The sequence below is a fragment of the Agrobacterium sp. MS2 genome (assembly GCF_003261015.1).
Taxonomy (GTDB): Bacteria; Pseudomonadota; Alphaproteobacteria; order Rhizobiales; family Rhizobiaceae; genus Agrobacterium; species Agrobacterium pusense.
Window position 1 is genome coordinate 69,492 of the sequence record NZ_QLNF01000005.1, and the last position, 13,455, is coordinate 82,946.

A 13,455-nucleotide genomic window follows, 5' to 3' on the forward strand; every position below is an offset into this window, starting at 1 on the left:
AAATGGCAAGCGTTCAACTTAAAAATCTCGAAAAAGTCTATGGCGGCAGCTTCAAGGCGGTGCACGGCATCAATCTCGACGTCGAGGATGGCGAGTTCATGGTGTTCGTCGGCCCTTCGGGCTGCGCCAAATCCACGACGCTGCGCATGGTGGCGGGGCTGGAGGAAATCACCGGTGGTGAAATCCTGATCGGCGATCAGCGCGTCAACGATCTGCCGCCCGGCAAGCGCTCCATTGCCATGGTGTTCCAGAACTATGCGCTTTATCCGCATATGAAGGTGCGCGGCAATCTCGCCTTCGGCCTGAAGATCGCCGGTGTCGCCAAGCCGGAGATCGAGAAGGCCATCGACAATGTCGCGCGCATTCTGGAGATCGAGCCGCTGCTCGACCGTCTGCCGAAGCAACTTTCCGGCGGGCAGGCGCAGCGTGTGGCGCTCGGCCGTGCGCTCATCAAGAAACCGGGTGTGTTTTTGTTTGACGAGCCGCTGTCCAATCTCGACGCCAAGCTTCGTGCTTCGATGCGGGTTCGCATTACCGATCTGCACCGGCAGTTGAAAGCGGAAGGCCTGTCATCGACCGTTATCTACGTCACCCATGACCAGACGGAGGCCATGACCATGGGTGACCGCATCTGCGTCATGCAGGCAGGTCGCATCATGCAGGTCGCGACGCCGAAGGAGCTTTACAACCATCCCGCCAATCTCTTCGTCGCCGGCTTCATCGGCACGCCGGAAATGAACCTCGTGGATGTGGCAATCGAGGGTACTGAATTCGTGATCGCCGGTCAGCGCCTGCCGATCGGCGCGCATCTGGAACAGCGACTATCGGCGAGACCCACGGACGCCGTCATCGGCATCCGTCCGCAGCATTTCTCATTGGCGGAGGCGACCGATGGTTCGGCGCTGCAGGCGAAACTCACCAATGCGGAATTCATGGGCCACGAGGTCTATCTGCACGCCGATCTCGGCGGCCAGAAGGTCGTCAGCGTCGTTGGCGCGGCGGAATTCGAGGCGCTCGGCCGCGATGGTCTTCTGCGGCTGAAGCCGGACCCGGAGAAGCTGCATATTTTCGACAAGGCTGATGGGCGCAACGTTTCGCTGTGAGGAGCGGACGGGCGTGCCTGATTTTTCGAGGAGGAGAAGAACAATGAAGATGATGACCAGAATGATGGCGATGCTTGCCGGTGCCGCTTATGTGGCGATGGCGACCGCTCCTGCGGCAGGTGCCGCGGAACTGCGCATGTCATGGTGGGGCGGCGAGAGCCGCCATGTCGCCACCCAGAAAGCGATTGCCGCCTGTGGCGAGAAATACGGCCACACGATCAAGGGCGAGTTCACCGGTTTCGACGGTTATCTCGAAAAGCTCACCACCCAGATGGCGGGCAAGACGGAAGCTGATATCGTTCAGGTCAACTGGCCGTGGCTGCCGCTGTTTTCCAAGAATGGCGAAGGTTTTGCCGATCTGCGCCAGCTGAAGCCGCTCGATCTTTCCCAATGGGCCGAGAGCGATCTGGAGGCGGGGTCGATGAACGGCGTGCTGCAGGGGCTTTCCGTTTCCACCACCGGCCGCGTCTTCTTCTTCAATGCCACGACCTTCGAAAAGGCGGGTGTCGAAATTCCGAAGACCTGGGATGAGTTCTTCGCGGCGACGAAGACCATCAAGGAAAAGCTCGGCAAGGACTATTATACCTTCAACGCCGTCAAGGAGACCGCCCAGCTTCTGGTGACGCTGGCCGTTGTGCAGAAAACCGGCAAGGATCTGGTCGATCCCAAGACCAACCGCGTGGCCTGGACGCCGGAGGAACTGGCCGAGGGCATTTCCTTTGTCGGCAAGCTGGTCGAAACCGGATCCATCCGCTCCCAGAAAGAGGAAGCGGCCGATGGCAATGTCAATCTTTATGAAAAGCCGTCCTGGTCTGAAGGCCGCATTGCCGGCTCCTATGAATGGGATTCGACCTATTCAAAATATGCCGATCCCCTGAAGCAGGGGCAGGTTCTGAAACCCGTGCCGATGCTGAAGCTTGCAGACGCGGTGACCGAGGGGGTCTATCGCAAGCCTTCAATGGTGTTCTCGATCTCTAAAAACTCGAAGAACCCGGAAGCAGCGGCGCAGATACTGAACTGCCTGCTGAACGAGCCTGAGGGTATCGACGCACTCGGCACCTCGCGTGGGTTGCCGGCATCCAAGGCTGCGGCTGCACGTCTGGGCGACAAGGGCGAGCCGGAAGTGCGAGCCGCCAATGCCATCGTCATGGCCGCATCCGGGCCGGTGGTATCGCCCTTCAACGAACATCCGGAAATCCGCTCGGCCTTCATCGATACGCTGGAAGAATATGCCTATGGCCAGCTGACGGCGGAGGATGCGGCCGAGCAGATCGTCGATTCCACCAATGATGTTCTGGCGAAGTTCGATTGACGGCAATCGCCCGCCGCCGCGTCCGTGGCGGCGGGCTCACTGACCGGCTGCCGGAACATGCGAGGCATGTCCGCCAGGGCCTGGCCGGATAGGGACGAAAGACGGGAAATGAACATGAACGAACCTCTTATCATCGCGTCTTCAGCGCGAACGGCAGCGCTTTGCCTCGCCGCACCCGGCGCTCGCCATTTCCTTCCGGCGAGGACGGAGTGGCGTTTGTCGTCGACGGAAGGCGACGAGCGGCGCGGCGAAACTGCGACCGTGGTGACGCTGCTGCATGATCTCTTACCGGATACCTGCTATCTGTTCGAGGCCGAGGGGTTCGCAGCGCTGGAGTTCAGAACCAGCCCTTGCGCCGGGCTTGTGGAGGCTGCGGCGTTCTCCCTGACGCCGGATGTCGCGCTCGATGATGAAGAGGGCGCGCGTGCCAATGCCGAGGCGCTGGAAAGGGCGGTGGCTGCGGTGCCGCATGGTGGCACATTGCGGCTTGCGGCCGGTCTCTGGACGTCCTTCCCTGTCCGCCTCAGAAGCAACATGACCTTCCATCTTGCCGAGGGAGCCGTGCTGCGCGCCCCTTCGAGCCGTAAAGCCTGGCCGATCCTGCCGGCACGCGATGATGCGGGCCATATGCTCGGCAGCTGGGAAGGCCTGCCGGATGCCTGTTTCGCCGCGCCGGTTCATGCCATCGGGACAGATAATCTCATCATTGAGGGCAGGGGCGTTCTCGATGGTTCGGGCGACAGGGGTGACTGGTGGAGCTGGCCAAAAGAAACCCGCGACGGCGCGCGGCGGCCGCGCGGCCTGCATCTCGTTTCCTGCCGCAAAATCCAGCTTCTCGGCTTTACGATAAAAAACGCCGCCTCATGGACAATCCATCCGCAGGGCTGCGAAGACTTGATCGCTGCCGGCCTCACCATCAACGCGCCGCATGACAGCCCGAACACCGATGGTTTCAATCCTGAAAGCTGCCGCAACGTCACGATATCGGGCGTTCGTTTTTCGGTCGGAGACGATTGCATCGCCGTAAAGGCAGGAAAGCGCGGCCCGGATGGCGAGGACGATCATCTCGCGGAAACCCGTGGCATTCGTGTGCGCCATTGTCTGATGGAGCGCGGCCATGGCGGGCTGGTGATCGGCTCGGAAATGTCCGGCGGCGTGCATGACGTGTCTGTGGAGGATTGCGACATGGTCGGCACGGATCGCGGCCTGCGCCTCAAGACGCGGCGCGGACGGGGTGGCATCGTCAGCAATATCGCCATGCGCCGGGTGCTGCTGGACGGCGTGCAAACCGCGCTTTCCGCCAATGCACACTATCATTGCGATGCTGATGGACATGACGAGCGGGTACAGTCGCGGCAGCCGGCGCCGATCGACAAGGGCACGCCATTCATCGATGGAATTACCGTGGAAGATGTCGAAATACGCAATCTCGCCCATGCTGCGGGTGTCTTTCTCGGCCTTCCCGAAGCACCCATCCGCAATGTCGCCATCCGCAATCTCACCATCGTCTCGCGCGATCCATCGGCCATCGCCGCACCTCCCATCATGGCCGACCGGGTTCGTCCCATGCGCCATGAGGCGATTGTTGTCGAGCAGACACATATAGTCTGCGACGATCCTGCCATGCTGAGCGACGCTTCCATTTCCACTGTTTCAGATCGCGATTGAGAAAATCCATGAAAGCCACTGAATATTTTGAGCAATTCTGCAGTCGTTATAGGCATTACAAGGGCGGCAGCTGGTGTTATGAGGATGGATGCATCTACCGCGGCCTGCAGCAGCTGTCCGAGGCCACCGGAGAGGCGCGCTGGAGCGACCATCTGCACCGGCTCGCCGATGTGCAGATAGCGACCGACGGCGCGCTCGCCGGTTACGATCCGCAGGAATATAATATCGACCATATTCTTGCCGGCCGTATCCTCTTTCCCCTTTCGGAAGAAACGGGCGACCCACGTTATCTCGCTGCCGCGGACCATCTGGCGGGGCAGCTACGCAGCCATCCCCGCATCGCCTGCGGCAATTACTGGCACAAGAAACGCTATCCGCATCAGGTTTGGCTGGACGGTCTCTATATGGGTCTTCCGTTCCAGATTGAATATGCGCAGGCAACGGGGGGGGCCGAACTGATCGACGACGCGCTGAGGCAGTTTTCAACGGCACTTGCCCTGACGGCGGATACCGGCGGGCTCTATGTTCATGGCTACGATGAAAGCCGCACCCAGCGCTGGGCCGATCCGCAGACCGGCAAATCGCCGGCCGTCTGGGCCCGTGCGGTCGGCTGGCTGGCCATGGCGCTGGTGGATGCGCTCACGATCCTGCCGGATGATGGCCGGACAAATGAATTGCGACAGAGCACACGGCGCCTCCTGGCTGAGATCGTCGCACGCCAGACAGGCAACGGTCTGTGGATGCAGGTTCTCGATAATCCGGATCTGGCGGGCAATTACGAGGAGACATCCGCCTCCGCAATGTTCTCCTATGCGCTGCTGCGTGCGGTCCGTCTTGGGCTGTTGCAGGGAGAGGCGGCGGGAGCGGCTTTGTCCGCAGGTCGTCGCGCGTTTTCGGCTCTGCTGGAGACCCGGCTTCTGGCGGGCGAAGACGGTGTCACTCGTCTTGCCGGCATCGTACACGTCGCCGGACTTGGTGGTTTCGAGGGCAATTATCGCGACGGCTCGCCGGAATATTATCTGACCGAGCCAGTGGTTAGCGATGACGCCAAGGGAGTGGGTCCCCTGATGATGGCCTTTGCCGAAAACCTCCTGCTGGTCTGATGTGCCACCACCTCGATGAGCAGGATAGTTAGAGCGGGACACCCCGAAATTTGGCCCGGTTGCGGCGCTATCAGCGGATCAGGCCCGCCTCTGGCGCTGCACCATCAAGCCGTGCTTTTTTCGATGAAGCGGATGGCGTCGCCGACGGTCAGGATCGTATTGGCGGCGGAATCAGGAATCTCCACCCCGAATTCCTCTTCGATCTCCATGACCACCTGAACTATTTCCAGAGAGTCTGCACCGAGATCGTCGGCGAAACTGGCATCGTCCACGACGGCGGCAGGGTCTGCGCCAAGCTGGTCCACGATGATTTTTCTGATACGTTCGGCAATTGTGGGCATGAGAAGGCTCCGCGAGAGTGGTTGTCGCCGAACCTGCCCCATGGACATTGCCGGAACTTGTTCTTGCAAAATCACACATTTGCAGGAACAACACGGCTGTGCCACGGGGTCGAAACATCGATGACATCCGGACGTAGCACGCCTTTCTCCGCTGCGAAAGAGTGCCGGCCTCGGCCCCATGTCCGGAAAAATTCGCGGCGACTGCAAGATTAAACGGTTTGTGACTGGAAGCGGAGAACCGGGACGCGGTAAAGCTGGTTTCCATTGAACAATTGCCGCTATCTCATTGAGCATCAACGCCATGGCCCCATCATCCCCGGAACGCTTCATCTTGCTTGACGGCATAAGGGGCGTGGCTGCGCTCTTTATCGTCCATCGCCATGCCGAGCAGTTTTTCGGCAGGGATCCGGCCTCGAGCTATCTTGCCGTTGATCTGTTTTTTGCTCTCAGCGGCTTCGTGCTGGCTCACGCCTATGGCGTCAGATTGCGTGACGGGGCTATCACGCCCGGCTTTTTCATGAAGGCGCGCTTCGCCCGGCTTTATCCGCTTTATGTGCTGGCACTGGCGTTGATGGTGGCCTATTTCATCTGCCTTTATGTGCTGGGTCTGCCGACGCCGATCGACGATCTGCATCGTCTCATCGATCCCGGTGAACTGGCCTTTGCGCTGGTGACGGGGCTTCTCTTTCTGCCGGCGCCTTTCACGTTGACCCTCAATGGCGCGCTGTTTCTCGTCAGCCCGGCGTGGTCGCTTTTCAACGAACTGGTGGTGAACGTGGTCTATGCCCGCTGGGGCGTGCGGGCGACGGTGAAACAGATCGCAGCCGTCATTGTTGCCAGCGCCATTGTACTGGTGGTGGCCGCCGCCGCGTCTGGAAAGCTGCATCTCGGTTTCCGTTGGCATGAAATGTATGCCGGCATGGGCCGGGTATTCTTTTCGTTTTTCGCCGGCGTGCTGGTTTACCGGTTCCGCAACCGTGTGCCGGAGCTGAAGCCCGTCCAGGCCGCGCTGTGTCTGGTGCTCGTCTGTGTTATCCTTGCCGTGCCCGTATCACGCGAAGTCCGGCCCTTCTTCGACCTCGCAATCGTCCTGCTCCTCTGGCCGCTGCTGCTGTTCGTGGCCAGCCGAACGGTGCCGGGCCCCATGGTGAGCGCACTTTCGGGGTTTCTTGGTACGGCGTCTTACGCCGTCTATGTCCTGCATATTCCGCTTCTGGCATGGACGGAGTTTTTGGTCCCGTCCATCACGCAGCAGAATATCGCCCTGCCAGCCGGCGTCCTGTTTCTCATCGGCACGACGTGGATTTCATGGTGGCTGACGGTCCGTTACGATCAGCCCGTTCAGAAATGGGTGAAAAACCGTCTGCGGAAACGCGCAGAAACCCGCCAGCCCATCTAGTCGAAACAAGCGGGCCTGAAATTCAGTAGTGGGCAAAGATAGGCGCGGTCAGCACAAAGGCGGCCACAAGGCTGATGATCGTCAGTTTCGCCGCTCGCATGCGGCGCATTCTGCGGCCGCTCCAGTCATACGTCATACTCTCTCTCCACGCAGACGCAAACTCGCCGGTATGAAATCCGCTGACGTCGAGGCCTGTCCCGGCCTTCAGCGCGCATGTTCCATCCGTCACCTTCGTGCCGCCTGATCCGCGCACGGAGGTATCCATTTCAGTGTTGCCTGATATACATCATTTGCCAAGCCGTTATTTTCATCGGTGATTTTGAAGGCCTGGTTTCCCTGTCGTCATGGATGGAAGAGCGCCGTTATCGGTAAAGAGGCGGCAGCCCCTGAATCGCGTAACGTGGCAACGGTTTCCATGATTTACTGCGATCATGTTTATGAACGCCAAAAAGAAAGCGCATTTCCTTCGAAAGCTCGGCAGGGTCGGTCAGCCCGCCCTGAAACAGCTGGATCACCTTTCGGGCGGCATTGTTGTAAAGCATGACTTCCTCGTCCATGGTGTGCCGGTCATAACCGAGGTCTGCCAGCACCGACTGGAGCATCTTGAGGTCCTGTGACGAAATGATGCAATTTTCATATGCGGAAGACATCACGTCCTCCTTTCTATGGGGTTCACCAAAACTGTGGTGTCTCGCGTCGCTGCGGATGTCATGCGACGCCGCTTCCGTGCATCCGAGCGACAGGCCGTGCCATTAAAGCGTCGCGCCTTGGACATTCATGTCGTGTGGGTCCGTATCGTTCCTGCGGGTCAACGACATGAGCAGGACGAGGGCTTCAGCGGCCGTCGTAAAGCGGCGGTAACGCCCTTTTCAGTGATTGGGAGGGTGCGCCCATTGGGCGGAATAGGCAAGTTAATTCCGTCGCAGTCGGCGGCAGTCGTGCATATTTATCTTCGGCTGCTCACGGCAACAAAAAAGGCCGGGGCAATATTGCACCGACCTTCCTCATATCGCTCTCAACACCAGTGCCAGTACATCCGTGGTCAAAAGTCTGAAGCGACTAAAACAACTGCGAACGACGAATTCATTCGCGCTCACCAGCAGTTGCTATGGGAGATATATAGAAGACCAATATGGCCAAAACAAGTCCGGTCTCCCAGACGAGACATTTATCGTCGTGACCTGCGCGCCGATACCGTGCCCTACTTCTTCTTGCCATCCGCTGTCGTGGCGTTTGCGAACTTCACCTGCGAACCGGCTGGCGCCGCGGCGGGTGTTTTCGTCTTGTCCTTCTTCGGCTTGCGGATTTCCTTGTTACTGCGCAACTGACCCTTTGCCATGGTGTCGTCCTCCTGCGTTGACCGGGTGATGTAAAAGCGCCCGCTATCTGTTACCGGATCGTTTCTTTGCGGGCACCGGATCGGCGGCGACAACCGCCGCTTCCTGTGCCTCGCGAAGCTGGCGAAGGCGTTCCGTCTTGCGGGCGCGCTGGTCGGCTTCGGCGTTGATGATCTGCTTTGCCGCGCTGTCGGTCAATGATGCTTTGTCCTGAGCGGACAGTTTACCGGGCTTGAAAAAAACTTCTTTCGTGGCGGCCATGGCAGTCTCCTTCGCGGAAGTGCGGTGTAGGGCGTTTACCGGGTACGGGCGGCCTTTTTGGGCGCTGGCAGCAGCCCTTCGCGCTGCATCTTCTTTTTCTCCAGCTTGCGGTGGCGGCGTACGGCTTCGGCTTCTTCGCGAACACGCTTTTCCGACGGCTTTTCATAGGATTCGCGGGCGCGCATCTCGCGGAAAATGCCTTCACGCTGCATTCTCTTTTTCAGGACGCGAAGGGCCTGTTCAACATTGTTGTCTCTAACGAGTACCTGCAAGACTATCTCCTTTAAGCGGCCAATGCCGCTACTTTCTGATTTTGATCGTGTTCAGGTTGATCCAGCTTGATCCGGTTTCGCGTGGCGAGAGGCTTTCGCCTTTGCCTAGCCGCGAGGCCGTCGACATCGATGCGTCTATCTCATCGAGTGCGACGCTGCGCTCAAAATTCTCGTGCTGGAAACGCACCCTGTAACGAACCGTTCCCTGGGCTTCGGGCATGACTGACACGATCCGGCCGGGACCATCGGGCTGTGCATTGCCAAGGACGCCGGACTTCAAAAAGACGGTGTCACCGCAATGATAGGAATTTTTACGCATGAGGACCTCCATGGCCCAAAAACAAAAGGCCGGGCTTTAACCCGACCTCTCACAGTCATCGGCAAGCGCAGCCAGTACATCCGTGGTCTGCGGTGCCAAAATGACGAATATCAAGCTGCCTGAAGGTTGTCGGCAGAGCTCTTTCCGGACCGACGGTCCTGGACGATCTCGTAGCTGATCTTCTGGCCGTCGTTCAGAGAACGCATGCCAGCGCGCTCGACAGCGGAAATGTGGACGAAAACGTCCGTGCCGCCATTGTCAGGCTGAATGAAGCCGAAGCCCTTGGTGGCGTTAAACCACTTTACAGTACCAGTGTTCATAACGATTTCCTTTCGTAGAATCGTTGTGGTTCCCGCGATACCTTGCGGGATAAGATCGATTATTTGAGAGGAAATCCGACGGGGAACAGTCTGTTCCAGAACGACGTCACAAGCAATGGTCGATAAGGCAAATATAAGCTCAATATTCGATTTTGCAATGACCAACCTGAAGAAACAGGTATTTCGCGACGGTTCGGGGGCTAAGTGACTGTTAATGCGCCGAAATATAATAAATGTATGATATTTCGGCGCAAATGGTCATCAACCGGCGCCAGGCGTGACATCCTTGCTGTCGCCATCCGGCAGGCTTCCTGCGCCTGGTGTCTTTTCATGGTCGGTCAGGGAAGGTTTGGCGTGCGGACCTGCAGGAGGAATGTCGCTGGCCTTCGAAGCCCTGTTGTCGTCGTTTTTCGTCTTTTGCTCTTGCGTCATGGCGTTCTCCTTCTGACAGGGAAACGCCGACGGCAGGACGAGGTTCCGTAACCGTGCAAGGGCGCGGGCGGGCGTGATCGGTCAGCGGCGGGAGCGCGGCTTCTTCTCTTCCCGATTCATATCGCGCCCCACCCATTTGAAGAATACGACGAGGCTGACGCCGATGATGATGAGCGGAACGATGGATTGCAAAATGGACATGACTCACTCTTTCTTCCCCCGGCAATCAATTTACCGGTATGGAAGGAGTGCGTAATCTGCGGAATATCGCCCGTTCTTTTTGGTGGTTGCCCGTGGCGGATGGCGCCACGGGCTGAGGCAGCTAGAGGGGCAGGGATTTCACCGGCTGGGCGCCGCCTTCCAGCGCACTTTTCAGTGCCGCCACGCCTGTCAGAACCGACATGGCACCGGCGCGCGACCCAGCCCGCTGCCGTAGCCGGTCGTTGGAGCCGGGCTTGAAGATCATGTCGCGCATGCGGTTGTCGCCGCCATAATGGCCGCCCGGCTCATGCGGCACCCAGATGTGCTCAACACCGCCGCCGAAGCTCTTCACCAGCAGGATTTCATCGGCTGGCGGCTCCGTCCAGGGCTGCTTTTCATATTGGCGCATCTCGATGCGACCCTTGTGGCCGTTGAAGGCGATGTGGTGACCCTCTATCGGCATGTAGGTGTTGAGTGAATAGGAAACCTGCACGCCGCTGGCATAACGGATCGAAGCGCTCATGGTATCGGGAATGTCGATGTCCTCCCGGAAGACGCAGGCATCACGCATGTATCCGTCAATGCTCGACGGGTCCTCGTAGAGCGCATCGAGGAAAGGATCGGCGCCGAGGTCCATGAAATAATCACACTCATTCTTGTGCGGACAGGTGCGACAGCGCGTTCCGCGGAACGGGCCGTTCTTGCCATAATGCAGCAATTGCCCGAAGCCCTTCACCTCGATGGGGTCGGAGTCGAGATACCAGTTCAGGAGGTCGAAATGGTGCGTGGCCTTGTGCACGAACAGGCTGCCGGAATGTTCTGTGAAGGCGTGCCACCGGCGGAAATAATCCGCGCCGTGCTGGTTATCGAGATACCAGTGGAAATCCACCGAGGTAACGGTGCCGATGGCGCCTTCGTCGATCAGTTCCTTGATGCGAGCGGCGGTGGGAGAGAAGCGATAATTGAAGGAGACATCGACCCGGCGACCGCTTTTGGCCTCGGCTGCGCGAATCCGGTCAATCTTTTCGGGGGTGGTGGTCATCGGCTTTTCGCTGATGACGTCTGCCCCGCCTTCCAGCGCGCGGATGATGATGTCGTCATGCGTATCGTCGGGCGTGCAGACGATCACCAGCTCCGGGCGCTGCTCTTCCATCATCCGGTCGAAATCGTCGTAAAGCGGTGCGCTCGATCCCATCATGGCGCGGGCGCGCTCGGCGCGCATCAGGTTCAGGTCGCAAATGCCGACGAGTTCGACATAGTCGCTCCAGCCGGCCAGCAATTCGCGGCCCCACATGGTGGTGCCACGATTGCCGGTGCCGACCAGCGCATAGCGTTTGCGTTTCACCCTTTCAGGCATTGTCTCTCTCCCGGATCTATCAACAAACAGTCTTGAAACGCTCGACCACGGTGGCGAGGACCTCGTCCACCGGGCGCGCCTGCCAGCGATGCGAAAAGATTTCCACTTCCTGCGGGCCGTGGAAGCCCGCAGCCTCAATCATGGCGCGAAATGCCTTGAGGTCAATTACACCATCTCCCATCATGCCGCGATCGTTGAGCGGGTCAGTGGTCGGCACCAGCCAGTCGCAGATGTGATGGGCGAGAATTTGGCCATTCCTGCCGGCCCGCGCCACCTGCTCCTCCAGTTCCGGGTCCCACCAGACATGATAGACATCGATGGCCACGCCGGTGCCGGCACCCAGCCGGTCGCAGAGGTCGAGCGATTGTTTCAGCGTGTTGATGCAGGCGCGGTCCGCGGCATAGAAAGGATGCAGCGGTTCGATGGCGAGCGGCACGCCGGCAGCCCGCGCATAAGGAAGAAGTTCTGCCATGCCGTCCTCCACCATCTGCCGCGCACCTTTCAGATCGCGCGAACCGGCGGGCAGGCCGCCCACGACAAGCACAAGGCAGTCGGCCTTCATGGCGGCGGCCTCATCGACGGCGCGTTTATTGTCCTCGATGGCGAGACGTCGGCCTTCAGCGTCAGGAGCGGGAAAAAAACCGCCGCGGCAATGACCGGACAGGCGCAGGCCGTTCCGCTCAACGATGCGGGCGGCTTCCGCAAGGCCGATACCGTTCACCTGCTCGCGCCACGGTGAGATGGTGGTGATGCCATGGGCGAGGCAGGCATCCACGATGGCACCGAAATTTGCGCCTTGCCGCACGGTCGCGAAATTGATGGAAAGGCCTTCAAGGCTCATGTTCTATCCTCCCTCGTTCTGCTTTAGCTGATACCCCGGACGGCGAGAAATGCCTTCATCCGGTGCGTCGCCAGGTCAGGTTCAGCCAGCACGTTGGCCTTGTCCGCCAGCCGGAAAAGCTCGGCGAAATGCTGCGTGGAACGGGTGCTTTCCTGGCCGCCGACCATGGTGAAATGATCCTGCAATCCGTTGAGATAGGCGAGGAACACCACGCCGGTCTTGTAGAAGCGGGTGGGCGCCTTGAAGATGTGGCGTGAAAGCGCCACCGTCGGCTCCAGAATATCGAAAAATTCATTGTCAGCACCGCGCTTCAGGCTGGCCAGCGCCTTGGACGCAGCAGGCGCGATGGCATCGAAAATGCCGAGGAGCGCATCCGAATGACCCTGTTCGTCACCGGCGATCAATTCGGCATAGTTGAAATCGTCGCCGGTATACATGCGCACGCCAGCGGGCAGGCGGCGGCGCATGGCAATTTCCTTTTCCTTGGAGAGAAGTGAAATCTTGATGCCGTCGATCTTGTCGGCATTTTCCTCGATCATGGCAAGGCAGGTGTCCATGGCGGTCATATGGTCGCCGGAACCCCAGTAGCCCTCGAGCGCCGGGTCGAACATTTCGCCCAGCCAGTGGATCACCACTTTCTGTTCGGCGCGGGAAAGCACCCTGGCGTAGGTCTTGAGGTAATCATCGGGCGAACGGGCGGCGGCGGCGAGCGCGCGGCTGGCCATCAGGATAACGCGCCCGCCTTCTCCCTGAACAAAATCAAGCTGTTCGAGGTAAGAGTGGATAATTTGATTCAGATCGTAACCGCTTCCGTTCAGATGATCGGTGCCCACCCCGCAGGCAATCAGCGCATCCTTGCGGCTGGCGGCTTCCTTGAGCGACCGGGAGATCAGCTCCTGGGCCTGCAGCCATGCCAGCCCCATGCCGCGCTGCGCCGTGTCCATCGCTTCTGCGACCCCGAGGCCGAGGTCCCAAAGGCGATGACGGAAACGCAAGGTCGCATCCCAATCGATCGCGGGGGTCAGCCACGGGTCGTTGTCGGCGAGTGGATCGGCCACCACGTGGGCGGCCGCGAAAGCGACGCGGTTGAAATCGGCGGCACTTCGTTTCTCAGCCGCGACCGGTGTGCCGGATAATCTGTAGACCTCGATGCTGCGGTCGTCCTTCGGAAGCTTGAGTTCACTCACGT

Annotated in this window: 17 protein-coding genes; 5 read left to right on the forward strand and 12 right to left on the reverse strand. The window is 59.5% G+C overall.

What is annotated here, in order from left to right; genetic code table 11:
* Positions 1–2: 2 nt before the first annotated feature.
* The 4 genes from DOU54_RS01240 to DOU54_RS01255 all read left to right on the forward strand — a co-directional run bounded on the left by DOU54_RS01240 (position 3) and on the right by DOU54_RS01255 (position 5,186).
* On the forward strand, positions 3–1,103 hold the full coding sequence (locus DOU54_RS01240; RefSeq protein WP_113730279.1) for an ABC transporter ATP-binding protein: 1,101 nt from the start codon (positions 3–5) through the stop codon (positions 1,101–1,103).
* Positions 1,104–1,146: 43 nt separating this feature from the next.
* Entirely contained in the window at positions 1,147–2,415 is a 1,269-nt protein-coding gene (locus tag DOU54_RS01245) for an ABC transporter substrate-binding protein (protein ID WP_113730281.1), read from the forward strand.
* Positions 2,416–2,529: 114 nt separating this feature from the next.
* Positions 2,530–4,083 carry a polygalacturonase PglA gene (gene pglA, locus DOU54_RS01250; RefSeq protein ID WP_113730335.1) on the forward strand — a complete coding sequence of 518 codons (1,554 nt, stop codon included), beginning with the start codon at positions 2,530–2,532 and terminating at the stop codon, positions 4,081–4,083.
* A gap of 8 nt (positions 4,084–4,091) precedes the next feature.
* Positions 4,092–5,186, forward strand: a complete 1,095-nt coding sequence (locus tag DOU54_RS01255; protein WP_113730283.1) for a glycoside hydrolase family 88/105 protein — start codon at positions 4,092–4,094, stop codon at positions 5,184–5,186.
* Between the two features lie 104 nt (positions 5,187–5,290).
* On the opposite strand, the gene DOU54_RS01260 is transcribed toward DOU54_RS01255, so the two are convergent.
* Positions 5,291–5,527, reverse strand: a complete 237-nt coding sequence (locus tag DOU54_RS01260) for an acyl carrier protein (protein WP_004444965.1) — start codon at positions 5,525–5,527, stop codon at positions 5,291–5,293.
* A gap of 301 nt (positions 5,528–5,828) precedes the next feature.
* Here DOU54_RS01260 and DOU54_RS01265 point away from each other — a divergent pair, with 301 nt between their 5' ends.
* Entirely contained in the window at positions 5,829–6,926 is a 1,098-nt protein-coding gene (locus DOU54_RS01265; RefSeq protein ID WP_113730284.1) for an acyltransferase family protein, read from the forward strand.
* A gap of 22 nt (positions 6,927–6,948) precedes the next feature.
* Here the strand turns inward: DOU54_RS01265 and DOU54_RS01270 are convergent, their stop codons facing one another.
* The 11 genes from DOU54_RS01270 to DOU54_RS01310 all read right to left on the reverse strand — a co-directional run bounded on the left by DOU54_RS01270 (position 6,949) and on the right by DOU54_RS01310 (position 13,453).
* The gene (locus DOU54_RS01270) at positions 6,949–7,191 is read right to left on the reverse strand and encodes a hypothetical protein (protein WP_112554170.1); all 243 of its coding nucleotides are present in this window, start codon (positions 7,189–7,191) and stop codon (positions 6,949–6,951) included.
* Between the two features lie 97 nt (positions 7,192–7,288).
* Positions 7,289–7,576, reverse strand: coding sequence for a hypothetical protein (locus DOU54_RS01275; protein WP_004444960.1), 288 nt, complete (start codon positions 7,574–7,576; stop codon positions 7,289–7,291).
* A 551-nt stretch (positions 7,577–8,127) separates the two neighbouring features.
* Positions 8,128–8,265, reverse strand: a complete 138-nt coding sequence (locus DOU54_RS27295; RefSeq protein WP_004444959.1) for a hypothetical protein — start codon at positions 8,263–8,265, stop codon at positions 8,128–8,130.
* A 43-nt stretch (positions 8,266–8,308) separates the two neighbouring features.
* Positions 8,309–8,524 (reverse strand): hypothetical protein, encoded by a 216-nt coding sequence (locus DOU54_RS01280; RefSeq protein ID WP_004444958.1) that lies wholly within the window; start codon positions 8,522–8,524, stop codon positions 8,309–8,311.
* Between the two features lie 35 nt (positions 8,525–8,559).
* Entirely contained in the window at positions 8,560–8,796 is a 237-nt protein-coding gene (gene rpsU, locus DOU54_RS01285; RefSeq protein WP_006700627.1) for a 30S ribosomal protein S21, read from the reverse strand.
* Positions 8,797–8,824: 28 nt separating this feature from the next.
* Complete coding sequence (locus tag DOU54_RS01290; protein WP_004444954.1) at positions 8,825–9,115, reverse strand: hypothetical protein; 291 nt, start codon at positions 9,113–9,115, stop codon at positions 8,825–8,827.
* Between the two features lie 110 nt (positions 9,116–9,225).
* Entirely contained in the window at positions 9,226–9,435 is a 210-nt protein-coding gene (locus DOU54_RS01295; RefSeq protein WP_003508146.1) for a cold-shock protein, read from the reverse strand.
* Between the two features lie 261 nt (positions 9,436–9,696).
* Entirely contained in the window at positions 9,697–9,867 is a 171-nt protein-coding gene (locus tag DOU54_RS27300) for a hypothetical protein (protein ID WP_022562637.1), read from the reverse strand.
* 322 nt (positions 9,868–10,189) lie between these two features.
* Complete coding sequence (locus DOU54_RS01300) at positions 10,190–11,425, reverse strand: Gfo/Idh/MocA family protein (RefSeq protein ID WP_113730286.1); 1,236 nt, start codon at positions 11,423–11,425, stop codon at positions 10,190–10,192.
* A 19-nt stretch (positions 11,426–11,444) separates the two neighbouring features.
* Positions 11,445–12,266 (reverse strand): sugar phosphate isomerase/epimerase family protein, encoded by an 822-nt coding sequence (locus tag DOU54_RS01305; RefSeq protein ID WP_004444942.1) that lies wholly within the window; start codon positions 12,264–12,266, stop codon positions 11,445–11,447.
* Positions 12,267–12,289: 23 nt separating this feature from the next.
* Positions 12,290–13,453, reverse strand: a complete 1,164-nt coding sequence (locus tag DOU54_RS01310) for a dihydrodipicolinate synthase family protein (protein WP_113730288.1) — start codon at positions 13,451–13,453, stop codon at positions 12,290–12,292.
* Positions 13,454–13,455 lie beyond the last annotated feature (2 nt).

Excerpts from the sequence above, each read along its gene's own strand:
- DOU54_RS01260 (WP_004444965.1), bottom strand. The coding sequence starts at position 5,527 with ATGCCCACAATTGCCGAACGTATCAGAAAAATCATCGTGGACCAGCTT.
- DOU54_RS27295 (WP_004444959.1), bottom strand. The coding sequence starts at position 8,265 with ATGGCAAAGGGTCAGTTGCGCAGTAACAAGGAAATCCGCAAGCCGAAG.
- DOU54_RS01275 (WP_004444960.1), bottom strand. The coding sequence starts at position 7,576 with ATGTCTTCCGCATATGAAAATTGCATCATTTCGTCACAGGACCTCAAG.
- DOU54_RS01265 (WP_113730284.1), top strand. The coding sequence starts at position 5,829 with ATGGCCCCATCATCCCCGGAACGCTTCATCTTGCTTGACGGCATAAGG.
- DOU54_RS01295 (WP_003508146.1), bottom strand. The coding sequence starts at position 9,435 with ATGAACACTGGTACTGTAAAGTGGTTTAACGCCACCAAGGGCTTCGGC.
- DOU54_RS01290 (WP_004444954.1), bottom strand. The coding sequence starts at position 9,115 with ATGCGTAAAAATTCCTATCATTGCGGTGACACCGTCTTTTTGAAGTCC.
- DOU54_RS01280 (WP_004444958.1), bottom strand. The coding sequence starts at position 8,524 with ATGGCCGCCACGAAAGAAGTTTTTTTCAAGCCCGGTAAACTGTCCGCT.
- pglA (WP_113730335.1), top strand. The coding sequence starts at position 2,530 with ATGAACGAACCTCTTATCATCGCGTCTTCAGCGCGAACGGCAGCGCTT.
- DOU54_RS27300 (WP_022562637.1), bottom strand. The coding sequence starts at position 9,867 with ATGACGCAAGAGCAAAAGACGAAAAACGACGACAACAGGGCTTCGAAG.
- DOU54_RS01270 (WP_112554170.1), bottom strand. The coding sequence starts at position 7,191 with ATGGATACCTCCGTGCGCGGATCAGGCGGCACGAAGGTGACGGATGGA.
- DOU54_RS01300 (WP_113730286.1), bottom strand. The coding sequence starts at position 11,425 with ATGCCTGAAAGGGTGAAACGCAAACGCTATGCGCTGGTCGGCACCGGC.
- DOU54_RS01245 (WP_113730281.1), top strand. The coding sequence starts at position 1,147 with ATGAAGATGATGACCAGAATGATGGCGATGCTTGCCGGTGCCGCTTAT.
- DOU54_RS01240 (WP_113730279.1), top strand. The coding sequence starts at position 3 with ATGGCAAGCGTTCAACTTAAAAATCTCGAAAAAGTCTATGGCGGCAGC.
- DOU54_RS01305 (WP_004444942.1), bottom strand. The coding sequence starts at position 12,266 with ATGAGCCTTGAAGGCCTTTCCATCAATTTCGCGACCGTGCGGCAAGGC.
- DOU54_RS01255 (WP_113730283.1), top strand. The coding sequence starts at position 4,092 with ATGAAAGCCACTGAATATTTTGAGCAATTCTGCAGTCGTTATAGGCAT.